The following is a 25,148-nucleotide window of genomic DNA, read 5'->3' as shown; positions in this document are numbered from 1 at the left end:
TTTAGCAAGTACTTATCATGAGTACTTGCTTATTAGTAATGCAACAAACATGCCAAGATGACAATTCAGACTTTACTAACTTTTCTATATATTCTGTAATATTTTCATTCCAAAAGGTGGTACAAAAATGTTCCGCATGGAACAATTTTGTACCACCTAGCACAGTAATCCTGACAAGCTCGTTGTAAAATTGACATTTAATTCAAAAAATTTCTTTATTCTGGAGATTTGCAATGTTATACTATTTTTAGAAAAAAGGTTGTCCTTATTGAGAGAGCTAAAAAATATAGCATTGAACCTAGCCTGTTAATAATATAGCTTCATCTTTCATATTATTAACAAGAGGAAGAGCAAGAGATTTTCTTATAAGGAGAGTGAAGGAGATGGCCAATCTCTGTTTAAAAATCTGCAATCAGGATCGGGTAGGACTTGTTCTTGATATTTCTCGTGTGCTCGCAGAGCAAAATATCAATATTCTTTCTATGGAAGTCTTGCCCGATATCATGTATTTAGAAATTGAATCCTTGTCCCCTTACGAGGAAGTACTCCTCAATACCCAATTGGGTGAGATCCCCCAGATTGGCAATGTGAATCGGATATCTCGCATGCCTCATCAGGAACGGGAACAAGAATTAAAGACAGTAATGGACACGATTGGTGATGGGATTTTAGCTATTAATCAACAGGAAATCATAACCCATTTTAATGCCGCTGCTGAAAAAATGATGAGCTGCAAAAGTGGTAAAATCATTGGCTCTAATATTAAAGATGTTTTTATCTCCAAAGTACCATTATTAGAAACACTGCATAATGGACTTCCTTATAATAATCGCGAAATCATAGTTACCACGGTGAAAGGTAAGAATCATTATCTTACAAGCGGACGTCCTATAAAGGATGCCAACGGTATCGTAATCGGAGCTGTCGCGGTGTTAAAAGCCATGAAAGACGTAGAGGAATTGGTATATTCAGTAACCAAACCTGAGATTAATAGTTTTGAAGAAATTCTACATGTAAGCAAAGTTATGGAACATACCATAAACGTGGCAAAATTAGTTGCCCAAAATGATTCTACCGTGCTCATTCGCGGAGAAAGCGGTACTGGCAAGGAACTTTTTGCAAGATCCATACATATGGCAAGTCCAAGGCAAGAAAAAGTTTTTGCACCTGTGAATTGTGCAGCTTTGCCAGATGCTCTTCTGGAAAGTGAGTTATTTGGCTATGAAGAAGGTGCTTTTACAGGAGGACAGAAATATGGCAAAAGTGGACTTTTTGAATATGCCAATGGCGGGACAATCTTTTTAGATGAAATCGGTGAGCTTTCCTTTAGTCTCCAGGCAAAATTATTACGAGTGCTGCAGGAGGGGAAAATCAGACGCGTCGGCGGCAATCGGGAAATCGATGTCGATGTCCGAATTATTACAGCAACCCATAGTAATTTAGAAGAGATGCTTCGGAAAAATCAGTTCCGTGAGGACTTATATTATCGTTTGAATGTGATTCCAATCTTCATTCCTCCTCTGCGTGAGCGTAAAGAAGACTTGCCCCTGCTCATCGAAAGTCTCTTATTCAAGAAAAATCATCGTTTGAAAAAACATATTAAACATATCTTGAAGCCTGCCATGGACAAACTGCTGCAGCACGACTGGCTGGGAAATGTCCGGGAATTAGAAAATGTAATGGAACGTGCCGTTAGTTTTGCTTCTCATGGAGAAATCACCCAGGATGACATTATCCTGGATCATATTACTCCCACGACTTCCACTGTTGCCACACCAACCAGTAACACCCGCAAATTAAAAGAAGTCTTAGAAGAGATGGAATGCTGTATTCTTCACGAAACCATTAATAAGTATGGAACCTCCCGTCAAGTCGGTAAAATACTTGGTTTATCCCATACTGGAGTGTTAAATCGAATGAGAAAATACAATATTCCTAGTAGAGCGGATTCCTTGTGAGCAGATTACAATCGTAAAAAATCTTGAAAAACGATCAATTGCATTTTAACTGCCGATAAATACGCTTGCCAACTTGAATGATCAAGTCATTTGTTATGGTAATCACTGCATGTATATCCATGATCTTTTCACCATTAATCTTTATACCACCATTTTGAATCATTCTCCTTGCTTCGCTTTTGGAACTCTGCAAATCAAGTGTAACAAGTAAATCAATCACTGCTATTGATCTGGAGCCTTGCCAGTGAACTGCAGGAATATCGGTTGGAAGTTCTCCCTTTTGAAATACGGATTTAAAGCGAAGTTCAGCTTCCTCTGCCGCCTCTTGACCGTGATATATTCTTACGATCGTCCTTCCTAAAAGCATCTTGGCATCACGTGGATGTAGAATATTGTTTTTTACCTCATGCTGTATTTTCTGTATTTCATCTAGGGAGAAATCCGTTGCAAGCTCAAAATATTTAGGCATTAATTCATCGGGGATTGACATGGCTTTTCCGTACATATCATTTGGGGGCTCATCAATGCCAATATAATTATTCTTCGACTTAGACATTTTCTCTACCCCATCGAGACCTTCCAACAGGGGCATCAATATTGCCACTTGCTTTTCCTTACCAAATTTCTCCTGAAAATGTCTTCCCATTAAGATGTTAAAGTGCTGGTCAGTTCCTCCTAACTCAATGTCGTTTTCTAGAACTACAGAATCATATCCCTGCATTAAAGGATAGAAAAATTCATGAAGTGAAATCGGCTTTTTAAGGGCCAAACGCTCTTCAAAATCATCCCTTTCTATTAAACGTGCCACTGTAATTTTTCCTGCCAGGTTAATTACATCTTCAAAATGCAACTTAGAATGCCACTTGGAATTGTAGTGAAGTTCAATCTTTTCCATTTTTAGAACTTTTCCAAACTGCTGGAAATAGGTTTGGGCATTATGCTGAACCTCTTCATCCGTCAGCTGCTTTCTCGCAGTAGATTTACCTGTAGGATCTCCGATCTTTCCAGTAAAATCACCAATGATTAGCTGAATCACATGTCCGTTATCTTGAAACTGCCGCAACTTATTTAGTACTACGGTATGTCCTAAATGAACATCTGGTGCGGAAGGGTCTAATCCCAGTTTTATTTTTAAAGGCTTATCTAATAATACTGATTTTGCAATTTTATGCTTGAGTTCTTCTTCTGGAATGATCTCTGCTGCCCCAGAAGAATAGATGGAAAACTGTCTATCTACTTCTGCAAGCTGCTCTCTCGTTAATTGTTCCAATTGATTTTTCATCTTTGCTTCCTCCAATTGTATTTAAAATATAAAAAACCACGTTCCCAAAAAAGGGACGTGGTTTCTTGCACGCGGTACCACCCTAATTGAAGAATCTCTTCTTCCACTCAACGAAATAACGGTTCGCTCCGTTCTTTGCTACTCACTGTGTTCACAAAGAAAGCTCAGGGAGGTAATTCATATTTATCTTTGTACCGATTCACACCTCACATCGGCTCTCTGTTTACAGGGAGATAACATACTACTGATTCCCGTCAAAGCTTCCTATTTAGTTGATAGCTGCATACCTTTTATTACTTTTCGCAACAACCTGGCAAGCGTCTCTTGTTCTTCGAGACTTAATTCTTTCACGATTTCCATTTCGCCCTGATGAAAATCAGGATACAAATCCTGCATGACACTTATACCTTTTTCAGTAATTGTGACATTGACTAATCTGCGGTCTTTTTTATCTACATCTCTTTTGCATAGCTCTTTACTTTCTAATGTTTTTATTACATTGCTTACAGTAGCTGCTGTTATTCCAGAAGATGCAGCTAGCTGCCTTGTTTCCAGTGAATTGCATATCCAAAGATCATACAATATTGAAAAGGCTGTCCAAGACAGATCATACTTTGAAAGCTTCTCTCGCTCCATTTTGAGCTTTAAACACTGTCCCGCCCGATAGATGTTCGTTGCCACTGAAATAGCACTCACATTTAGAGGTCCTAATTGAACTTTAGGTAAACGCCGCAGCACATCCAATTCTCCCAAGGCAGCATTATGATCTAAAAATTGCATTGATTCCTAACCCCCAAAATCATTAGTTAACTAATTATTAATGTTGAAACAATTCTAGCATATCTTTATTATAACAGCAAGCAAATCTTTAAGATCATCTCGCTGCTTACTTGTCCTAAAAAATAGAGCCATGCTTTTTCTAAAGCATGGCTCTATTTTGTCTATTTTCGTATAAAATACCTGCTTCTTAGCACGGCACAGTGAGTCTTTCCCACTCCGCTTCCTTAAACCCGACCAGAACGTTATCCTGGGTTACTACCAAAGGCCGTTTGACAAGCATTCCGTCAGTTGCCTGCAGGGAAAACTGTTCCTCCTCAGACATACCTGACAGTTTATCCTTTAGTCCCAAGGATTTGTATAGGAGTCCGCTGGTATTAAAGAATTTACGTAAGGGAAGGTTGCTTTTTTCCCACCATTGACGCAGCTCCGATGCGGTTGGATTCTGCTCCTTAATATTTCGCATTTCATATGAAATGCCATTATCATCAAGCCATTTCTTCGCTTTTTGACAAGTAGTGCATTTAGGATACCATATAAAAAGACATTCTTTACTCATAATCGTATCGCTCCTATTTAAAATTAAAGGGCATTAATTCATGATCCCACTTCTAATTGCCGACATCCTACTGCTTTATTGGATTCATCAACCGTAATGGTAAAACCCTGATTTCTCCAAAAGTTAAACCCCCGGGAAAGAATCGATGAGTGTGCAGATACATCACATGATACCCATGTTCTTGGCAGAATTGTCTACTCTAAAACAATAAGAAGAGTAGACACCGAGCAGTCGTTTTAATAATTGTAATTAATTCTTTGCAGCCGTTTTTAGTTTAAAGCCAATATATAAAGTAAGCAACCAAATAGGAGCAATATATAAAGAAAAGCGCAGATCAGGAATAAAAGCCATAATAACGACAACAACGGCTAAAAAGACCAAACTAATATACGATGAGATCGGATGCAGCGGCATCTTAAACAAGATTGGCTCACCTGTCTTTTCTTTATGCTTTCGAAATTTTAATTGCACAATCAAGATGGTCGCCCAATTGATAATAATAGAAATCGTCGCCAGCGCCATAAAGTACAGGAACACCTTTTCCGGGTCCAAGTAGCTGATTAACACCGCAAGTAATGTAAAAGCGGTAGAAAATAAAATTGCAATGATTGGTGCTCCAGCTGAATTGAGCCTTCCAAAGAATTTAGGAGCATTTCCCTGTACTGCTAAGCCATATAACATTCTTCCATTGCTATATAGGGCACTGTTATATGCAGATAGGGCGGCTGTAAGAACGACAAAGTTTAATAAATTAGCCGCGGATGGAATACCCACGTGAGAAAATATCTGTACAAAAGGGCTGCCCGTTGCCTCAATTTCATTCCAAGGAAAGATTGCTAAAATAACTCCCATAGCTCCTATATAAAAAAGCAGTATCCGCCATACTACTTGGTTGATGGCTTGTGGAATTGTCTTATTAGGATTTTCAGCTTCACCGGCAGTAATCCCCACAAGCTCAACTCCGCCAAATGAAAACATGACTAAAACCAGTGACATCACCACTCCCAATACCCCGTTGGGAAAAAAACCGCCATGTTCCCACAAATTACTGATTCCAACAGGCTGTCCACTATTACCAATGCCAAAAACAATCATAGCTACGCCAAAAACAATCATTCCAATGATTGCCAGAACTTTGATAATCGCAAACCAAAACTCAAGCTCGCCATAGGCTTTTACATTTACCGTATTAATGAATGTAACAACCACTAAACAAGCAAGTGCTGTTACCCATGTAGGAATATCAGGATACCAATAATTCATATAAGTCCCTACAACTGATAATTCAGCCATACCAACAACCACATAATTAAACCAGTAGTTCCAGCCGGCAATAAATCCAGGAAGCTCACCCCAATATTGATAGGCATACTGACTGAATGATCCCGATACTGGACAATCCACAGCCATCTCGCCTAATGCCCGCATAATAAAGAAAATAATAATGCCGCCAATTAAATATGATAAAGTAATCGCAGGTCCAGCCGTTTTTACCACCGTGGCGGAACCGTAAAATAAACCTGTACCAATGGCTCCCCCTAACGCGATCATTTGGATATGACGATTTTTCAGACCTCGCTGTATCTGTTGATTTGTTATGTTACTATCCATACTTTTCCCCTTTTTTCGATTGTATTGTTTAGATCATTCTTCCGTTGGTATCGCTACTGTTCTCTTCTCAGTATTAATTACGATACTGGTTTCCACCCGGCTTACCCCGGGTATCGCCATAAGTGAATCGATTACAAAATCTTTGTACGTTGGCATATCTTTAGCAACGATCTTTAAAAGATAGTCCTTATTACCAGTAATGCTGTAGCACTCAAGTACTTGAGGAAGCTTATTAATCTGCTCTAAGAAAAAATCTGCTGTTTCCCGATTCAGAGGAGACAAAATCACCATAATAAAGGCAATGGTTTCCATCCCAAGCTTTCTTTCATCCACGATCGTTGTAAATTGCTTAATAACCCCCAGTTCTTTTAGGTTTTTTGTTCTCGTAAGACATGCAGAGGTTGAAAGACCAATTAATTTAGACAAATCCAAATTGGATATAGAAGAATCTCTTTGTAAAGCACTCAAAATCGCTCGGTCATAACTATCAAGTCTCATAACAACATCCTGCTCCTTTATAACGAAACGCAAAATAATATTCTTACACTAATATATAATGCAATATTTTATTTCGCCTTGTCAATAAAATTTAGTATATTATTATGTTTAATGCACTAAATCAATTGGAAGATCGATCCTGTGTATCTTTTCCATTTTTATTATTTTTTTCTGCAAGAAGCAGGATAAAGAAAAAAAGCGGCGAAATTGAACATCATAAATATATATATATTTACTACTACAGGTCATGAAGGCTTGTCAGATGGCTACGAAAGTCATGCTCCAAGAAGTTTGGAGCTTTTCTTGCGTAGCCATTTTTATGAAGAAAAACGAGAAGTATTATATTAAGTGTCTTGGATATATATCCTTTGCATAGGTTTTGTAAATTGAAAAATATAATTAGGAGTGATGATGTATGCACATGGCGGATGCACTAATTTCCCCAGTGGTAGGTGGAACCCTCTGGGCCGCTACTGCTGGATTGGCTTCCTACGCAGCCAAGAAAGTTCAAAATGATATGGATGAGCAAAAAATCCCCTTAATGGGCGTCCTGGGTGCCTTTGTCTTTGCTTCCCAAATGATTAATTTCACCATACCTGGTACAGGATCAAGCGGTCACATCGGTGGAGGCGTGCTGCTGGCAATACTCCTTGGCCCTCATGCTGCTTTTTTAACGATTGCTTCTATATTAACGGTTCAGGCATTATTTTTTGCCGATGGAGGTTTACTGGCTCTTGGCTGTAATATTTTTAACATGGGTTTTATTCCTTGCTATATAGCGTATCCATTTATTTATAAACCATTAGTCGGCACGACTCCCTCACAAAAACGCATTATGCTTGGCTCCATCGCAGCAGCAGTTGCCGGACTCCAACTAGGAGCCTTTAGCGTAGTTTTACAAACCCTCTTTTCTGGAATATCAGCCCTTCCTTTTACAACCTTTGTACTGCTCATGCAGCCCATTCACCTTGCTATTGGTTTGATTGAAGGCATTATTACCGCTGTGGTCATTGGATTCATTTATCAAGAAGCACCCCAGATCATCCAACCCACAGCTTTAAATCCATCATTAGGTGCTGCTTCTATAAAAAAAGTGATTATCGTCTTATTTACCCTCGCTATAATCACAGGAGGTGGCTTATCCTGGTTTGCTTCCAGTAATCCCGATGGACTGGAATGGTCGATTGCCGGAATCAACGGAGAAGAAGAGCTCCAGGCATCCGATGAGGTTCATGGCTATTTCGCCGAATTACAGGAAAAAATCGCCTTCCTCCCTGATTACAATTTTAAAGCTGCTCCTGCCTCCCATCCAGCTTCAGTAGAAGGAACCGAGGCAGCCACAGAAGCAACTTGGCCTGCCGTAGATACAGGAACTTCGGTAGCCGGTCTCGTAGGATCATTTATTACCTTGATTTTAGCTTATTTTATTGGCAAAGGGCTACAAGTTGCAGCAAAACGCTAGTATACTATAAGGGATGCGACGTATCGTCGTATCCCTTATTCTTATGGATAGGCAAATACTATTTTTTCTTTGAAAGAGGGTTACTATGATCAAACTGGAGTCAACTTGGCTCGATCTGCGAACTATTGATGATCTCGCCACTCAAAAGACTTTCATTCACTCTTTGAATTCCTGTACCAAACTGATCACAACCTTAGTTTTTGTTGTGCTGGTTACCTCCTTTTCTAAATACGAAGTTACAAGTCTTTTTCCCCTATTATTTTATCCCGTTGCTTTAATGTCTTTAGGAAATCTGCCTTATAAACCGATCGTAAAACGCTTGATACTGATCGCTCCTTTTATTGTTTTTATTGGCCTATTCAATCCAGTTTTTGACCAAAGGCCGATTGCAAAGCTCGGATCCTTTCTGATTACTGGAGGCTGGCTATCCTTTCTATCCATTACCATCAAACTGCTCTTGACCGTAACATCGGCTTTAATTTTGGTTGCAACAACGGGTATGAATTCAATTTGTACAGCCATGTCGCAAATTGGTGTTCCCAAGCCCATTGTGATTCAAATCCTCTTTTTGTATCGCTATCTCCATGTATTGCTTGAAGAATTTCTAAAAACAAATCAGGCCTACAATCTTCGTTCTTTCAAGACGGCTGGAATTCATTATAAGGCTTGGGGGTCATTGCTGGGACAATTACTACTTAGAACCATGGATCGAGCACAGCGAATCTATCAAGCGATGCTATGTCGCGGCTTTGACGGAAAGGTTCCTTTACGATCTGCTGCAAGATGGACAAAAAAAGATCATCTTTATCTACTTTTTTGTCTATCCTTCTTTCTCCTCTGCCGTTTTATTAATATCCCAGAGGTCCTGGGAACATTGCTTACAGGAGGTTTCCAATGAGTCATCATACAATTGATTTAACAAATATACTATATACCTATCCTGACGGCACAACTGCATTAAGCAGCCTCTCTCTTCACATCGATCATGGGGAAGCGATCGCAATCGTTGGCTCCAATGGCTCAGGTAAAACCACTTTGCTATCCCATTTGAATGGCGTGCTATTTCCCACAGCAGGAACGGTCAATATTGGTGGCTATCCCGTTGTCAAAGAAACGCTAGCCCACATTCGACGTACAGTTGGCATGGTTTTTCAAAATCCTGACGATCAGCTGTTCATGCCAACTGTTTATGATGATGTAGCTTTTGGTCCTCTGAACTTAGGATATCCGCCTCTAGAAGTGGAAAAGCGTGTAACATCAGCATTAAAAACCGTAGGTGCTTATGCTTTAAAAGACCGTCCCCCTTATCGCCTCTCAGGAGGACAAAAACGAGCAGTAGCTATCGCGACAGTGTTAGCCATGGCCCCGGCAATATTGGTAATGGACGAACCAACCGCAGCCCTTGATCCCTTGGCCCGCCGCCAGTTGATCAATCTTTTGCACACATTTTGTCATACAAAAATTATTGCAACTCATGATTTAGATATGGTACTGGATCTTTGCAAACGGACCATCGTCTTGCATAATGGCAGCATTCTCGCTGATGGCCCTACCCTTGAAATCTTTCGCGATAAAGATATATTAGAACAGGCAGGCTTAGAGCAGCCCTTCTCCATGCAAAACTGCCCGGTTTGCTCTAAAATTTGAACCGCAAAGATACGAAGACTACAAAGAACGTGAAGAAATAACTCTAGTATCTTTTCTATTTTTTGTCATTGCGAGCAGAGCGAAGCAATCCCCTCTTGCTACGAGATTTTTTCGCCAGTTCATTGCTTTTCATAATGCTGCATTTCAACCCTTCAAACAAAACGACTAGTCCTTTCATTTTCTTAGAAAGGACTAGTTCTTTTTAATACCTAAATGTTCTTTTAACTCATGAATATTTAGGTATCCAATCTTTACTTATTTTTCGGTTAAAACTCCCTAACATGGATCGTTGGAGTAATGGAAACACTAACAAAAATGTATGAAAGGAAGATTAGCTATGAAAAGTATAATTCGCAGAAAGCAAATAAAAAACCATTCGAAGAAACTATTAGCCGCTGTTGCAGGAGCAGCAGTTATGTCTTCGGCAATGTTGCCTGGTCTTCCTGTTGCAAAAGTTTTTGCCGCTTCGAATGAAACAAACCAGACTCCTGAAGCAGATCGAACTTCCAAATCAAAAAATTGGTCGAACTCATCCAAAATGGACCCCGTAAGAACCGTAAAGGAACATGCCTATACCTACGGCTTTAACCCCTTCCGTGATAAATTTACAATTCTTGATCAGTCAGCAAACAAAGCAACTGTTGAAGTGCGAACCAGCGGTCAGACTTTTAAAGTAAACCTAACCAAAACTCGCAATCAAGGATGGGAGATTACTGCAATACGTGGTATTGGTAATTCAAGATATCCTGCTACTTATACTCCTGCCAGCTTTTTTACCCACCGCCCCATTACGGGTCCAGTGGTCATCACCCCCAATGCTCCCCAAACCCTATATCAAACGAATGATTTCCGTGAATGGACATGGTACAATACCTCTTATCCCGCCGACATGACCTTTGGTGCTCTGATTCAAGATCCCCGTTTACGAGGAGCGAATTTAGTCCCGGAAGACATCATAAACCAGATGAAAAATGTCGACTTTAGCCATCAAATCGTTGTTTATACTCACCTCGGTACCGTAGACTCAACTGGGTACGGTATCGGCATTGAAAAGATCACACAATCAGGAAATGACCTTACTGTTACAGTAAGAACCAAAAGCCCTCGCCTTAATGAGAGCGTGACGACTACCAAGGGTTATGACTATATTGCCATGGAACGATCATTATTTGATACCCGCCGTCCAATCCGGGTAACCTTTATTAACCAGAATAATACCACGCTAACAAATTATAATATTGCGCTAACGCAGTAAACAACAATCTTTTAAAGAAATAGAAAATGCGTGGAAAAAAATAATCGAACCGCAGAGACGCAGAGGACGCTGAGGAGATTTTTAACCCTATCTATCTTTTCTCTGTGTTCTCTGCGTCTCTGCGGTTAAATCTATACCTCTCTACTTATGAACCTATTTTTTTATCCATTCCGTATGAAAAGTACCAGGTTGATCAACTCTCTCATAGGTATGAGCACCAAAGTAATCCCTTTGCGCTTGGATCAGATTGGAGGGGAGCACGGCCCTGCGATAGCTGTCATAATAGTCCAGGGAAGCACTAAAGGAAGGCGTCGGAATCCCTAGTTCTTTACACGTTTTTACAACTAGGCGCCAGTTGTCTTGAACTCGGCTTAGCGCCTCTTGGAAATAAGGAGCCAGCAGTAAATTCGGCAGATCAGCATCTTGCTGGAAGGACTCTTTAATCCGATCTAAAAATTGAGCCCGAATAATGCATCCGCCTCGCCAAAGAAGAGCTACATCACCATAGTTTAAGTTCCAGCCATATTCCTTATCAGCAGCTTTTAAAAGAGCAAATCCTTGGGCGTAAGAACATATCTTCGATGCATATAAAGCATCATGGATCGCCTTAATAAACACCTTCCGATCTCCCTTATATTGATCATCGGGACCAATTAAGATGCGAGAAGCAGCCACCCGTTCTTCTTTGTATGCCGACATGCAACGGGCAAATACAGCTTCCGTAATTGTTGGCGTCGGCACTCCCAAATCCAAAGCACTTTGCGAGGTCCATTTACCTGTTCCTTTCTGACCGGCTTTATCTAAAATCATTTCTACTAATGGCTTACCCGTGAGTTCATCCTGCTGTAAAAAAACATCTCGTGTAATTTCAATAAGATACGAATCGAGCTCCCCTTTGTTCCATTCAGCAAATACTTCATAGAGTTCCTCTGCTGACAACCCTAATGCAACTTTCATAATATAATATGCTTCACTAATAAGCTGCATATCGCCATATTCGATTCCATTGTGTACCATTTTCACGTAATGACCCGCCCCGTCTGGTCCTACATAAGCGCAGCATGGGCCATCTGCAACCTGAGCAGCAATCGCTGTAAAAATCGGTGCCACTTCCTGGTAAGCAGAAAGTTCAGCTCCTGGCATGAGACTTGGTCCCTTTAGTGCTCCCTCTTCTCCCCCAGACACGCCCATACCAATAAAACGAATTCCTTTACGAGATAATTCATCAAACCGCCTGCGGGTATCCTGAAAATAAGAATTGCCACCGTCAATTATGATATCCCCCTGATCTAGATAAGGCAGCAATTCAGCTATCATATCATCTACTGGCTTGCCGGCCTTAACCATCAGCATAACTTTCCTGGGCTTGGCGAGCATCTTAGTCAGCTCCATGATAGAATGAGCCCCGCCAATCTTTTTTCCCTCTGCATTTTGCGCCAAAAATTCATCTACCTTACTTACCGTACGATTATATACTGCTACACCAAAGCCTTTATTAGCCATGTTCATCACTAGATTTTCACCCATTACAGCTAAACCAACCAATCCAATATCATATAACATCCCTGTTTCCTCCCTTTCAGTAACAAATCAATTCCTCTTGCTACTGTATTATTCTAGTGTAAGTCTAAGGATACCTGCTCATTCAGAAAATTTTTTTCATTTTTTTTATTTTTTCAGGGCATTATAATCATTTTGAAAAAAGGCTGCTTACTTTCCTTTACATTCCAGTTTAGATTTACGACCTTCCCAGGAGAATGGCAAGTTCTGACACTGATGAAACGATATAATTAGGCTCAGCGGCGGCCAGCTCTTCTTGGCTGCCATATCCATAAGCAACAGCAATCACATCAATATGATTCTGTTTGGCACCGCTGATATCATATTTCCGATCTCCAATCATTACAACTTTACTTAAATCAGTTATATTTTCCCCTGATAGGGCAAACTCGATCACATCACCCTTCTCAGTCCTTGTTCCATCAAAATTACTTCCCACAATGGCAGCAAAGTACTGCTTTAAACCAAAGTGTTCTAAAATTTGCACTGAAAACTCCGTAGGCTTTGAAGTTGCTACAATTAGTTTTTTCCCTTGAATCTTTAAACTGGTTAATAGTTCCTCCATGCCCTCATATACTTTGTTTTCATATAATCCTGTTACCGAAAAACGTTCTCGATAATATCCAATCGCCTGCACTGCCTCCTGATCACTCATATGGTAGAGCTCTTTAAAGGATGTTAATAAAGGTGGTCCGATAAAAGGAATCAATACATCTGGATCTTCTTCTTTAATCCCCATTTTCTCTAAGGCATATTGAACGGATGATGTAATACCGATTTTAGGATCTGTCAACGTTCCATCCAAGTCAAATAGTATGATTTCATACATAGACTGTCACCTTCCCATTTCTTAAGATTTTCTATACGTTACGTTCTTTTGTCATTATCAAGAAAAGCCCTTTAAAAAGGGTATAGAAAATGCGTGGAAAAAAATAATCGAACCGCAGAGACGCAGAGAACACAGAGAAAAGATAGATAGGGTTAAAAATCTCCTCTGCGTCTCTGCGGTTAAATCGTTCTAACACCTCTAAAGCTTATAAATAAAAAGGCCTAAGGCCTTCTCTTTTCTCGTAGAGCAGCATTCCTTACACCTTTTGTTTTCCAATCAGTCAGTTATATATTTTTACCACTATCTCATAAGGGAACAATACCTCTCAAACGTCCCATCATAAATTATTCGATGCCAATATTTAGTTCAATTACTAATGAATCGGCAATCATTTCCACTACTAAAAATTTTGCACTGCTTACTTTCAGTTTAAACTTCTCTCCCACAACTAGACTAGGGGGGGAAATATCCACCCGTAAGCCATCTTTCTCAAAGCGAGTTGCAGCATTTCCCGTAACCATGTTGGTTAGCTCAGAAATTGCACTTTGTGCTAAGTCATCTAATGTTGCAACAGGCATCCCCATCATCATTTTTGATGCAATCGACATGGCCGTTGCTTCCGTGAAATTATATGCAATATTGCCTCGCAACTGATCTGTCAATCCCACTAACACGGTGATTCCTTTACTCTCGACAAACTGATCCCCTACTGAAAGCTTGCCCTTCACAACATTTTGAAAACCTAATTGCGGCATAATATTCATAATCGCATCAATAAATGGATTAATCAGTTTTACATCCAAAATTATTTCCCTCCTACAAACCCAACATTCATATGCAATGAACCAATCGCGGTTTTTGCTGTGACTGTATTCGAAGTCATTTTAGGATTAATAATAGCAATGGATTCACCAATTATAATGCTCGGTGGTGTAAGACGAATCTCAAATTCCTTAGTTTTTAACACATTATTAATGTCAGAGATACTATGACCTGCAATAATATTAGTAAATTCAGAAATACTATTAAATACATCCTCATCCGCAACTTCATCAGTTCTTAATAACTTTTTAGTAAACTCTTGCGCCACGTCCACAGATACATCCAGCATAATTCGCCCCTGCTGACTTCCTGTAATGCCAATGATAACGCCTAAACCATGGGATACTACTGGCTGAATCGTACTATGATCTATAGAAATAACATCCATTCCCGTCATGTCTATAATATTTTTCGTAAAGGCGGCAATAAAATATTCCAAGAAATGCTGCGGACCTGCTTCATTCCCCTGCTGCACGATAATCTGTTCGATTCCAAGGAGCAGTTCCTCCGACTTCACCGGCTTTTGGAAAAATGCTTTTACGCCAATGGCTGTCCCCCGATTGATAATGGCTTCATCCTTCATGGCACTTACCACTACGATTTTACCTGCTGGATCAATGGTCAACAATTCACGGCAGCACTCCAACCCATCCATATCAGGCAATGTCAAATCCATTGTTACCAAATCCGGCTGCAGTTCACGGTACTGACGTATACCATCATTACCTGTACCAGCACAACCGCACACTTCATACTTTGACTCTTTCAAAGCATCTTTAATTAATCTCTGACTAAAAGGAGAATCATCAACTATTAGTACTCGAATTTTATTCATCGTCTCACCACCAGCAATAATTTTTTACGATTAATTAGCAATCTATCAAGTTATTATCATTCTATATATTTATCATTTTACCTGCGCCAAATGACAAACATAGCAATATATTTACAATGTTTTAACACATCACTCTATGTTCTTTCCTTTTTTTTTGCTCTAGACTTTACCATTGAAAGGATTTACGTTACCATAAAGAATGAATGCATCTCGAAGCAACTTTATACCCAACACCACTTTTTAAGGAGGCAATTATGCTTGTTCACGAAATAATCCAACAAAACAGCATCCATCGCAATCAAGTTGTATTTTCAGGAGAAAACCCGGTTACCTACGGTGAATTGTCCAATGCAGTTTCAAACTATCGAAACTTTTTTTATCAGCAAGGTATACGCCCAGGAGAAAACGTTGGTTTATTCTCCAAAAATTGTGTTGAGTTTATTTATAGCTATTTAGCGATCACTAGTTTAGGCGCTGTCATTGTACCTCTTAATTTCCAATTCGTTCCCCGTGAAATTGCATACATTCTACACAATGCCAATATAAAAAAATTAATTACCATGTCGATACTTGATTTGGATACGGAACTTGCTCAATATGGCTATCAAGAGGAAGTAAGCCAATTACTCATCACCGACATTTCCCATACAGTCTCACAACAATCATTTCCCCCCGCTCCAGTATCTCAAACCTTTGATGAAAATGAAGTATGTACAATCATCTATACCTCCGGAACAACAGGAAACCCTAAAGGAGCTATGCTCACTCATAAAAATCTGGTTAGCAATGCTCAGGCTTTTTCACAAGTCTTCACCTACCAGCATGAGGATCGCATACTTTGTGTTTTACCCATGTACCATTGCTTTGCCTGGACGGCCGCTGTATTGACGCCCTTACTAAACGGCTCATCCATTCTAATTTTAGAGAATTTTTCTATACGGGAAACTATTTCTGCCATTAAGGATCATGCTTTGACCGTAATTTTCGGTATTCCTAACATGTTTCGTCTACTTGCCCAAAGGGCGCAAAAAGAAGACTTCCTTCATGTTAAGCTCCTGGTCTCAGGCGGTTCTTCCCTGCCACAAGAAATTTCTGAGCAATTTACAAAGAAAATCGGCAAGTCAGTAGTTGAAGGCTATGGGTTATCGGAAGCATCGCCTATTGTATCGTTAAATCCAGTCCATAAGGTAAAATACCGGTCCATTGGAAAGCCATTGCCCGGCATTGAAGTAAGGATTGTTACTACTGACAATCAGTCTCTTGTCCCCGGAGAAACAGGTGAATTATTGGTTCGTGGTCCGAACGTAATGCATGGCTATTACCGATTACCAGAGGAAACGGCTAAAGCCCTTCAAAATGGCTGGCTTCATACAGGAGATTTAGCCTATATGGATCAGGATGGCTATCTCTTTATTGTGGATCGATTAAAAGATATGATTATAATTAATGGAGAAAATATCTATCCACGAGAAATCGAGGAACTTTTATATGCCTATCCTGCAATCGCCGAAGCTGCTGTCATCGGAATACCAAATAAACAACATGGTACTTTAGTACAAGCGTATCTTACGGTCAATGAAGGATTTACTATCGATAAAAAAGCAGTAAAATCCTATTTGCAAAAAAAGCTTGCTCCTTACAAGATCCCTAAGGAGTTCATCATCATAGATTCTCTGCCTAAAAGTTCTACCGGAAAAATCCTAAAGACTGTCTTACGCCAGCAAGCGATGAATATTCAAGCTCGTTAAATCGATTGTATCTATTTAACTTTTTAGGGAAATTGCGTAAAAAATCAGTTAAATTCTACATGTTTATGATATAATCTCCATAAACGCTGTCATAAACAATGGCGAATCGATTTAATACTGGAGGTTTACAGTATGAGCAAGTTGTTAACTCAACTACATGAGCTAGCTACACAACTCACCATTTCCCCTGAACAAATTGGTGCCATCGCCGCTAAATTTCAACAAGCTATGCAAAATGGCCTGCTTGGAGCACCTAGTTCATTAAAAATGTTGCCCTCTTATTTAACCAAACCCTCCCGAAAAGAAATAGGAACATTTCTGGCTTTAGATTTTGGCGGAACCAATGTTAGAGTCCTGTTAACGGAATTGTTAGGAGAGGGGAAGTATCTAGTACATGCCCGGGCAGGAAAGCCCCTTAAACAGAAAGAAGGGCAATACAATCATATATCCAAACAATCTACTGCCGAGCACTTATTTGATTTTATTGCTAAGCAAATTGCCCCTCTTGTAAAACCGGATCAGATATATCCCCTAGGTCATACATTTTCCTTCCCCACAGACCAAAGAGGTCTTAATACAGGCACATTAATTCATTGGACAAAAGAAATTGAAACCACAGGTGTGGAAGGTAAAGACATTACAACCTTGCTGCGATCAGCCTTAGACAGACAGAATCTTCCTAATGTGATACCTAAAGCCATCATCAATGATACTGTCGGCACCTTACTTGCCTCAGCCTATGAAGATCCCTTTACGGATATTGGCTCGATTTGCGGTACTGGCCACAACACCGCTTATATTGAACTTTGTGCACCGGATACCAAAAGGCCAATGATTATCAACTTAGAATCAGGTAATTTTGATCAATTACCCGTTACCGCTTATGACGCCCTATTGGACCAGCAAAGTGAGAAGCCCGGCGAGCAACAATTAGAAAAAATGGTTTCTGGTCACTATATTGGCGAGTTAGTGCGCATCATAGCATGTAGTTTATTCGACCATGGATTACTGGCAGGAAGCACCTCTACAAGAAAAATACTAACCACTCCCTATATATTACATGGTGCTCATATTTCGCTTTTACTGGAAGATAACAGTGAGAAGAAAGAACAGATTGCCCACTTTCTTGAGAGCAAACTAAGTATTGCAGACTCTACACTTGAGGATCGCCAAACCTTAAAAAAAATTGCCTCCCTTGTATCTATCCGCTCCGCCCGCCTGGTGGCAGCTACTTATATCGGAATTCTGCATCATATTGATCCGGATTGTTCTCAAAACCATACCATTGCCATCGACGGCTCACTATACGAAAAAGCTCCTAACTACGCTGAAACAATCCAGATGACCTTGGATGAAGAGCTTGGAACTAAAAAGAAAATTACCAGCACCCTTACAAAAGATGGCTCAGGTATTGGTGCTGCCATCGCTACCGCCATTGCGATACATACAAAAAGTTAGGAAATAAGCAAAACAAGTCCAAGTAGTCAAACAGCTACTTGGACTTGTTTTCATAATACGTGTTATGCACCAATGCTTTGTCGCTCAGCAATCAAATCTTCCAAACGCTCTTTTTGTCTCATTAATTCATCCACGGGCACCTCGGCCACTCCTTGGGCTACTGGAGGCTGCAATGTTGAAATACATTTTTGGGAATGCTCTTCCATTAATTTATAACCAAATGCGCCTGCCACTACACCAACTGCTAAGCCAATCCAAAAATCAGTTCTAGCAAACATTTATCATTCACCTCCTTTCAATATTTCATTTCAACAACTCGTTAAGCCACAGCCAAGAGAGGCTCTTCCATTTCCTTGCCGATTTTTCAACGGAACCCAGCCAACAATCTCCAAAAAATTAAATAACCAAGTCATGAATAAACCTGCAAAGGCTCTATTGGAACCAAGATTCAGCACACTTACCAGACCGGCAATACTATCTAAATGAAGGGCCTTAGAAGAGCTATTTTGTCCACCGCAGTGCGTTACAACAGAATACGCTGTAATGCCAAAGGCCGCTGTCTCCAGCACACTGGCTGCTCCGCTATTGGGCGTAACTCGCCTTAACGCAAAAGCCAAAACAATCGCCCCACCAGCTAAGAGAGACCAGAACAAATCATTGCTGCAATTTTGCCCCCCCACTTTATATCCCATTTCAGCAAAAATCTGATCAAAAACTAATAATACCCCTGATAACTCCATGGTGGCAACCGCATATTCCACCACTATCGAACGAGTAACCGGGTTCCAAGTCACTTTGTTTATGCCGCGGATTTCCTCTAGTTGCGGTAAATGGCTGGAAAATAGTACTGACAACGAAGATGCGATAACAATTCTCACTCTGCCTGGGAGTACATGAACAATCTCATACGCTCTACTTCTCATTTTTTCTTCTCCATTAATAAAATGCGTGCGCTATTTAAAACCACACCAATTGTAGCAGCATTATGGATAAGAGCCGAAACCATGGGACTGGTTCTCCCAATGGCTCCCAGCAGCATTGCTGCTGTGTTAACAGCAATGGTCGTAGTAAAATTCTGCTGTACAATTTTCATTGTATTTCGTCCTAAATCAATCATTTCAGGAATAATCAAAGGTTCATCCGAATTAATTGTCATGGCTGCAGATTCAACTGCAATATCTGTACGCCGCCCGCCCATAGCTACACCTACATCGGCAAAGGCTAAGGCCGGAGCATCATTGATGCCGTCCCCAATCATCATCACCTGAGAACCCCGCTGCAATTTAGACACCAATAGAGCTTTGTCCGCAGGCAATACTTCGGCGTGATAAGAGTCAATATCCAATGTTGCGGCTACATGCTGTGCCACATTCTTACTGTCACCCGTAAGCATTACAATCTCGTCAATACCAATGCGTCGCAAACGATTGATTGTCCTTTTCATATTCGGTCTGATGGGATCATTAATAACCAGCATCCCTAACAAGATGCCATCACGAGCTACATATACCACGTTATAGCCGCAATCAGAATAGGTCTCTCCCCGCTCGACTGCCGATTGACATTCTACATGATTTTCACGCATAAAAGGAATGCTGCCGACTAGAATTTCACCACCAACGATTTTCTCATAATCAGGCACATTAGCCTGAATTCCCTTGGCTACGATGGTCTCCGTTGTAAGATGCGGCGGAACCTCCCAGCCCTGCTCTTCTACATAATCTAATATGGCTGAAGCTAAGGGATGAGCAGAATGATATTCCGCGGCAGCTGCTAATAACACTAGCTCCTTATCCTGTATCCCTGGAGCTGGCTCTACCAGCATTACTTTAGGAGTACCTACGGTAATGGTACCTGTTTTATCCAAAACAACCGTATCAATGCTGCCTAAAGATTCTACATAATTCCCGCCCTTAATCAGTACGCCTCGTTTAGCAGCATGTCCAATCGCCGCTGAAATTGCAGTGGCAGTAGATAATTTTAAGCCGCAGGAATAATCAATAAACAATATATTCAGTACCCGCTGCCAATCCTTAGTCAATCCATATACTAAGCCAGCGGCAATAAAGGAAATGGGAACCAGCTTAGTTGCCATTTGATCGGCAAAATTCTGCACGGGCGCACGCCTGGACTGTGCTTCTTCCACCATATGAACAATACGAGCAAGAGCCGTAGCGTCGCCCACTTTTTCTACGATAATTTCTAAAAAGCCATTCTTAACCACTGTACCCGCATATACATAATCCCCTTTGGATTTTTCTACGGGAATATATTCACCGGTAATGGATGATTGATCAACCGCTGCTACACCATCTTTTACCCTGCCATCAACGCAAATCTTTTCACCCAAGTGTACGCCAATGTGATCCCCGGGTTTTAGACTCTCAACAGATACCCTTCTTTCATATCCATCCTCTTCGATTTTCCAAGCATGAGGCTGATCCAGGCGCAGCATATCTGAAATATGATTGCGAGCTTTCTCTGCCGTATATGTTGTCAGCATTTCTGCTGCATTGGCCAACATCAATAAGGTTAAACTTGACTCGGGTTTGCCAGATATAACCGATGCCAGAACCGCCGTAGCAGTAAGTGTATCCGCATTTGGCTGCCGATCTTTTATTAGTCCTTTAATACCGTTGCTGATAAAATTGCGAGCAACAAATAAGGTAAATGCACTCCTAACAAGATATATGCCATTAAAAGCCATGGGGGAATACATACGAAGTAACTGAAGTCCTACTAAACCCAGACCTGCAGTAATCGCATCACGCCTGTATTCATTTACCTCAGAGTGCTTTTCTTTTTTTCTTAAGGCTACAGCGTTCACCATCGTTTTTGAATGAAACGTTGTGTCCTGAATCAATCGTCCGATGATCTTTTTGGAAGGAACGCCACAAGAACGTACTGTCATACCGCCCTTGTCATCAACATAAGCGCTAACGACTCCTGCCAGCTTCCGAACTTGTATTTCCAGCATGGTTTTTTGCTGTACACTCATCCCAGCTGGAACAGGAAATACACTATACTGATACGTCATGAGTCTCGTCCTTTCAGCAAGGAATAGGACCACCACAGCATTTGCGGTCCAGAAGGACGCTGTCCCAACGTCCACATTTTATTGGCACCCCAAGCCATTAGCCATAAAGATACCAGCGTACGCAAATCAAAGGTTAAACCCGTATTTTCCTTGATTTTTTTATTCACGCTGCCAAAACCGCGGCGAATGTCACTGCCAATCTTTCCATAGGCGCTAGTAGGGCTAGGGCGATGTGCAAGATCTTCTAAATATCCGATGATCCTATCCATTTGCTCATCTTGGCAAGTATATTCCAGTAATAGAGTCCCCGTTACCTGATTGATGGTAAAACGCTGCAAAGCAGAAGCACCTGCTAGCTGTTGCTCCAGTTTTTCAGCGAATCCGGCATTATTAACCAATCCTTCATGATAATAGCGACGCCGTCCGCGACTTTTATGCACCAATTGAAACCCTTTGCTGCGATATAATTTTCCGACTTGCTTCCCTGCAGAAATTCCTAAAGCCAATCCGGTTAAATAACTCATCCTTTCATCTCCTCCTGTACTGCCTAGCCACCAATTTCTCCACTTCTGTCAACAATGGATTACCTGCCACATCATCCGGCGAATACTGAATCAGAACAGAACCTGTTCCTGGATTGATGGAAAATGTCTGAATTTCAGAAACAGAGTTCAAATAGCTTTCAACCTGCTGCACGTTGCCAGGATTGTTGATTAGCTGATTTGAATAAAGCCGTACCCTGCCTGGCACATAATGCAGTACTTCAACATTCTGAGATAAAAAGGAGACAGCCGTTTTCTGGTTAAAAAAATTAGCACAACCAGCAAATAACCCTCTCACAGTGTTCACCTCCTTGGATATATTCTTCCCTAAGCTTTTGCGATGCTGCCAAGAATGTATCCCCGACCACACCGTGAGCAGAATGCCAAAAGCAATATGATATTTTTTATTTAAAGGCAGTGTCAACAAGCTCCCTGCTAAAGAAATAACTAATCCTAAACTGGGTTTTGAATTGCATATTTCCATTAGACTCACCATCCTTACAGTATTCATGACCGTCCTTATTAATTTTGAAAATTATACTATCATTTTACTGATTATGTCAATATTCTTCCTGATTTTTCAATTATTAGTTCTCCCTTGTAATATTCTGTAATATTTTGTTATTCCCTCCTGTAATTGCTATGATATCTATTTATATTTCAAAGAAAATTCAGTCGATGATGCAACAGAAAAACATCATTAAACAAATAAAGTGTTCAATGATGTTTTAGTTATTACGCATTCTTGACCATTGAAATAAAATACTGGTGAATTCGATCATCTTTGGTTAATTCAGGATGAAATGCCGTAACAAGAATATTATTTTGTCTGGCAATAACAATTTTATTATGTACCTTTGCCATTACTTTTACATCCTGACCTGCCTCTTCAATGTAAGGTGCGCGAATAAAGACAGCTTTTAATGATTCTGGACCAAATTCAGGCACTGTCATATCCGCTTCAAAACTTTCACGCTGACGGCCAAAAGCATTACGTCGAACTACAATATCCATGATCCCTAAACGAGGCTGGCTGCTGTCTTTAATTTCCTTCGCCAGCAGAATCATTCCTGCGCAAGTTCCATATACCGCCATTTTCTGCTCCACTCTTACTTTAATCTTATCCATCAGTCCCCACTCTATCATTAACTTGCCAATCGTGGTACTTTCTCCCCCAGGAATGATTAAACCCTTAACCTCGTCTAATTCCTCTGGCTTTCGAATCTCTGCTGCTGTTACCCCACAGCCTTCCAGCATCCGGCAATGTTCCCGGAAAGCGCCTTGCAATGCTAATACTCCGATCTTCATAATAACCCCTGCTTTCTCTCCTGCTTACCAGCCACGATCCTGCATGCGCTCATGATCTGCTATAGTAGAAATCTCAATCCCCACCATAGCCTCGCCAAGATCGCGAGAAATTTCAGCCAAAATCTTGGGATCATTATAATAGGTAGTAGCTGCTACAATTGCCTTTGCCCTTTTTACAGGATCACCTGACTTAAAGACACCCGAACCAACAAAAATGCCGTCGCAGCCTAAGTGCATCATCAAAGCCGCATCAGCCGGTGTCGCAATACCTCCTGCAGCAAAATTAACAACTGGCAGACGTCCTAGTTTTTTCACTTCCATAACAAGCTCTAAAGGAGCTGCAATATTTTTGGCAAAGGCAGATACTTCTTCATTCGGTAAGTTCTGCAGCTGACGAATTTCACTCATAACCATACGAATATGCTTTACCGCCTCAACTACATTGCCCGTTCCTGGCTCTCCCTTGGTACGAATCATCGCTGCCCCTTCACCAATACGACGCAGTGCTTCACCAAGATTCTTAGCACCACATACAAAGGGAACTTTAAACTGATGTTTATCAATATGATATTTATCATCGGCAGGGGTTAGTACTTCACTTTCATCAATATAATCAACCCCTAGTGACTCTATGATCTGCGCTTCTACAAAATGACCAATTCTTCCTTTAGCCATAACTGGAATGGTCACAGCCTCCATGATATTCAAGATAATCGTGGGATCAGCCATCCGAGCGACCCCGCCTGCCGCGCGAATATCTGCTGGAACACGTTCTAATGCCATTACAGCACAAGCTCCTGCTTCCTCAGCAATTTTTGCCTGTTCAGGCGTAGTTACATCCATAATCACGCCACCCTTAAGCATCTCTGCCAAGCCGGCCTTTACGCGAAAAGTTCCTTGCTGCATATTGTTATGCCTCCTGTACTTATTTTTTATTTACGTCCTAGGATCTTATTGAGGACTTCTAAAAATATAATGCTATTATAAAACAAAATAGACCTCTTTAAAATATACAGAATCATATTTTTTAATAGGTACAGATTTGAAAAAAATCGAACCACAAAGACGCAAAGGACACAAAGGGTTCTATTTATAACTTATTTTGTGTACTCCTTTGTGTGCCGCATCAGCGGCATTGCGCCTTTGTGGTTCATAATATTCCTTATCTTTTCACCCACAAAAATTACAAGCTTTTTGTCTCTTTCTTATGTTTGACAGATTGGACGATTTCCCTGGCAAAAGGTCCCAAGGTGCCATCAGCATAGGATTTCATCACTCCAGCGGCAACTTGCCCGATAGCGCTTTTAATAATCCCTGGATCTGAAACCCCGTTTTGCTTTAAGACCTCCTCAATAGCCACGCCCGCTTCAATCGCTTTCTGAGCAGCTACCGTATTAATGGTATATACTAAATCCGCCTTGCCGATGATTACCTGTCCAACTAATTGAAAAATTTCCACAGTCTGCGCAACTAATTCTACAGGAAACTGATTGACAATAATGACCGGAGAATGTCCTAATGCAATCTCACCTGCATGCCCAACAAATTTAGCACAAATACACTTCACATGGGAATCTGCTATACTGTTTAGCATGTCTTGGCTCGCATTCGTTGCAATATTAATCACAATTACATTTTTATTTATGCTATTAAATATTTTAATACAATTCACTACTTCGGGATCAGGGAGAGCCAAAATTACGATTCCCAATTCTGCCATCTCTTCTAATGAATCAGCAGTAGAAACACTAAGTTCTTCTGCTGCTTTTTCCACCTTCTCTATATTTCGATCAAATATGACTAAATCTACCTGACCTGCTAATAATCCTGCCAACACTCTTCCCATACGTCCAATCCCTACTAAACCAATCTTCACCTGCACCACTCCCTTGTTATTTATAAAATAACTTCCCAGCGACCTTCTATCAGTATATGACCGAACTCTTAAAATAGCGTTTTA

General features: G+C 40.6%; 24 protein-coding genes and 1 other annotated feature. Of the genes, 7 read left to right on the top strand and 17 right to left on the bottom strand.

The window, feature by feature from the left end:
* Positions 1-383: 383 nt before the first annotated feature.
* A complete protein-coding gene (locus FR7_RS01065) occupies positions 384-1,958 on the top strand; it encodes a sigma 54-interacting transcriptional regulator (protein WP_007937963.1) in 1,575 nt (524 codons plus the stop codon).
* A 34-nt stretch (positions 1,959-1,992) separates the two neighbouring features.
* On the opposite strand, the gene tyrS is transcribed toward FR7_RS01065, so the two are convergent.
* The 5 genes from tyrS to FR7_RS01040 all read right to left on the bottom strand — a co-directional run bounded on the left by tyrS (position 1,993) and on the right by FR7_RS01040 (position 6,685).
* Positions 1,993-3,240, bottom strand: a complete 1,248-nt coding sequence (gene tyrS, locus FR7_RS01060) for a tyrosine--tRNA ligase (RefSeq protein WP_007951683.1) — start codon at positions 3,238-3,240, stop codon at positions 1,993-1,995.
* 48 nt (positions 3,241-3,288) lie between these two features.
* Positions 3,289-3,507, bottom strand: a binding site (T-box leader).
* A complete protein-coding gene (locus FR7_RS01055; RefSeq protein WP_007937958.1) occupies positions 3,505-4,020 on the bottom strand; it encodes a MarR family winged helix-turn-helix transcriptional regulator in 516 nt (171 codons plus the stop codon). Its footprint overlaps the feature before it by 3 nt.
* Positions 4,021-4,207: 187 nt before the next feature.
* Positions 4,208-4,576: an arsenate reductase family protein gene (locus FR7_RS01050; protein WP_007937956.1), complete on the bottom strand. Its 369-nt coding sequence runs from the start codon at positions 4,574-4,576 to the stop codon at positions 4,208-4,210.
* 249 nt (positions 4,577-4,825) lie between these two features.
* Positions 4,826-6,187 carry an amino acid permease gene (locus FR7_RS01045; protein ID WP_007937954.1) on the bottom strand — a complete coding sequence of 454 codons (1,362 nt, stop codon included), beginning with the start codon at positions 6,185-6,187 and terminating at the stop codon, positions 4,826-4,828.
* A gap of 33 nt (positions 6,188-6,220) precedes the next feature.
* On the bottom strand, positions 6,221-6,685 hold the full coding sequence (locus FR7_RS01040) for an Lrp/AsnC family transcriptional regulator (RefSeq protein ID WP_007937952.1): 465 nt from the start codon (positions 6,683-6,685) through the stop codon (positions 6,221-6,223).
* A gap of 415 nt (positions 6,686-7,100) precedes the next feature.
* Here FR7_RS01040 and FR7_RS01035 point away from each other — a divergent pair, with 415 nt between their 5' ends.
* The 4 genes from FR7_RS01035 (at position 7,101) to FR7_RS01020 (ending at position 11,049) form a co-directional block, all read left to right on the top strand.
* On the top strand, positions 7,101-8,147 hold the full coding sequence (locus FR7_RS01035) for an energy-coupling factor ABC transporter permease (RefSeq protein WP_007937950.1): 1,047 nt from the start codon (positions 7,101-7,103) through the stop codon (positions 8,145-8,147).
* Positions 8,148-8,232: 85 nt separating this feature from the next.
* Positions 8,233-9,045 (top strand): cobalt ECF transporter T component CbiQ, encoded by an 813-nt coding sequence (gene cbiQ, locus FR7_RS01030; protein WP_007937948.1) that lies wholly within the window; start codon positions 8,233-8,235, stop codon positions 9,043-9,045.
* Complete coding sequence (locus FR7_RS01025) at positions 9,042-9,794, top strand: energy-coupling factor ABC transporter ATP-binding protein (RefSeq protein WP_007937946.1); 753 nt, start codon at positions 9,042-9,044, stop codon at positions 9,792-9,794. The genes cbiQ and FR7_RS01025 overlap by 4 nt, the downstream gene beginning before the upstream one ends.
* A gap of 337 nt (positions 9,795-10,131) precedes the next feature.
* A complete protein-coding gene (locus FR7_RS01020; protein WP_007937942.1) occupies positions 10,132-11,049 on the top strand; it encodes a protease complex subunit PrcB family protein in 918 nt (305 codons plus the stop codon).
* A gap of 153 nt (positions 11,050-11,202) precedes the next feature.
* On the opposite strand, the gene gnd is transcribed toward FR7_RS01020, so the two are convergent.
* From gnd to FR7_RS01000, 4 genes are all read right to left on the bottom strand, one after another.
* Complete coding sequence (gnd, locus tag FR7_RS01015; protein WP_007937939.1) at positions 11,203-12,612, bottom strand: decarboxylating NADP(+)-dependent phosphogluconate dehydrogenase; 1,410 nt, start codon at positions 12,610-12,612, stop codon at positions 11,203-11,205.
* A gap of 175 nt (positions 12,613-12,787) precedes the next feature.
* A complete protein-coding gene (locus tag FR7_RS01010) occupies positions 12,788-13,438 on the bottom strand; it encodes an HAD family hydrolase (protein ID WP_007937936.1) in 651 nt (216 codons plus the stop codon).
* A 344-nt stretch (positions 13,439-13,782) separates the two neighbouring features.
* Positions 13,783-14,241 (bottom strand): chemotaxis protein CheX, encoded by a 459-nt coding sequence (locus tag FR7_RS01005; protein WP_007937934.1) that lies wholly within the window; start codon positions 14,239-14,241, stop codon positions 13,783-13,785.
* 2 nt (positions 14,242-14,243) lie between these two features.
* Positions 14,244-15,095, bottom strand: a complete 852-nt coding sequence (locus FR7_RS01000) for a response regulator (protein ID WP_007937932.1) — start codon at positions 15,093-15,095, stop codon at positions 14,244-14,246.
* Between the two features lie 254 nt (positions 15,096-15,349).
* On the opposite strand from FR7_RS01000, the gene FR7_RS00995 reads away from it, so the two are divergent.
* Positions 15,350-16,843, top strand: coding sequence for a class I adenylate-forming enzyme family protein (locus FR7_RS00995; protein ID WP_007937931.1), 1,494 nt, complete (start codon positions 15,350-15,352; stop codon positions 16,841-16,843).
* A 132-nt stretch (positions 16,844-16,975) separates the two neighbouring features.
* Complete coding sequence (locus FR7_RS00990) at positions 16,976-18,301, top strand: hexokinase family protein (RefSeq protein ID WP_007937930.1); 1,326 nt, start codon at positions 16,976-16,978, stop codon at positions 18,299-18,301.
* 62 nt (positions 18,302-18,363) lie between these two features.
* Here the strand turns inward: FR7_RS00990 and FR7_RS00985 are convergent, their stop codons facing one another.
* The 8 genes from FR7_RS00985 to FR7_RS00950 form a co-directional block, all read right to left on the bottom strand.
* On the bottom strand, positions 18,364-18,579 hold the full coding sequence (locus FR7_RS00985) for a hypothetical protein (RefSeq protein ID WP_007937929.1): 216 nt from the start codon (positions 18,577-18,579) through the stop codon (positions 18,364-18,366).
* Positions 18,580-18,609: 30 nt separating this feature from the next.
* Positions 18,610-19,224, bottom strand: a complete 615-nt coding sequence (locus tag FR7_RS00980) for a hypothetical protein (RefSeq protein ID WP_007937927.1) — start codon at positions 19,222-19,224, stop codon at positions 18,610-18,612.
* The gene (locus FR7_RS00975; RefSeq protein WP_007937925.1) at positions 19,221-21,338 is read right to left on the bottom strand and encodes a heavy metal translocating P-type ATPase; all 2,118 of its coding nucleotides are present in this window, start codon (positions 21,336-21,338) and stop codon (positions 19,221-19,223) included. The genes FR7_RS00980 and FR7_RS00975 overlap by 4 nt, the downstream gene beginning before the upstream one ends.
* Positions 21,335-21,862: an HMA2 domain-containing protein gene (locus FR7_RS00970; protein WP_007937923.1), complete on the bottom strand. Its 528-nt coding sequence runs from the start codon at positions 21,860-21,862 to the stop codon at positions 21,335-21,337. The genes FR7_RS00975 and FR7_RS00970 overlap by 4 nt, the downstream gene beginning before the upstream one ends.
* 4 nt (positions 21,863-21,866) lie before the next feature.
* On the bottom strand, positions 21,867-22,364 hold the full coding sequence (locus FR7_RS00965) for an HMA2 domain-containing protein (RefSeq protein WP_017531287.1): 498 nt from the start codon (positions 22,362-22,364) through the stop codon (positions 21,867-21,869).
* 251 nt (positions 22,365-22,615) lie between these two features.
* A complete protein-coding gene (gene pdxT / locus FR7_RS00960) occupies positions 22,616-23,188 on the bottom strand; it encodes a pyridoxal 5'-phosphate synthase glutaminase subunit PdxT (protein ID WP_007937920.1) in 573 nt (190 codons plus the stop codon).
* Positions 23,189-23,212: 24 nt separating this feature from the next.
* The gene (gene pdxS / locus FR7_RS00955) at positions 23,213-24,094 is read right to left on the bottom strand and encodes a pyridoxal 5'-phosphate synthase lyase subunit PdxS (protein ID WP_007937919.1); all 882 of its coding nucleotides are present in this window, start codon (positions 24,092-24,094) and stop codon (positions 23,213-23,215) included.
* Positions 24,095-24,371: 277 nt separating this feature from the next.
* Entirely contained in the window at positions 24,372-25,064 is a 693-nt protein-coding gene (locus tag FR7_RS00950; RefSeq protein ID WP_007937917.1) for an NAD(P)-binding domain-containing protein, read from the bottom strand.
* Positions 25,065-25,148 lie beyond the last annotated feature (84 nt).

Origin of the sequence: Pelosinus fermentans DSM 17108 (genome assembly GCF_000271485.2) — a bacterium.
GTDB classification, from domain to species: domain Bacteria; phylum Bacillota; class Negativicutes; order DSM-13327; family DSM-13327; genus Pelosinus; species Pelosinus fermentans.
Note: the sequence above shows the minus strand (reverse complement) of the source record. Positions and strands in the feature narration are given on the sequence as shown.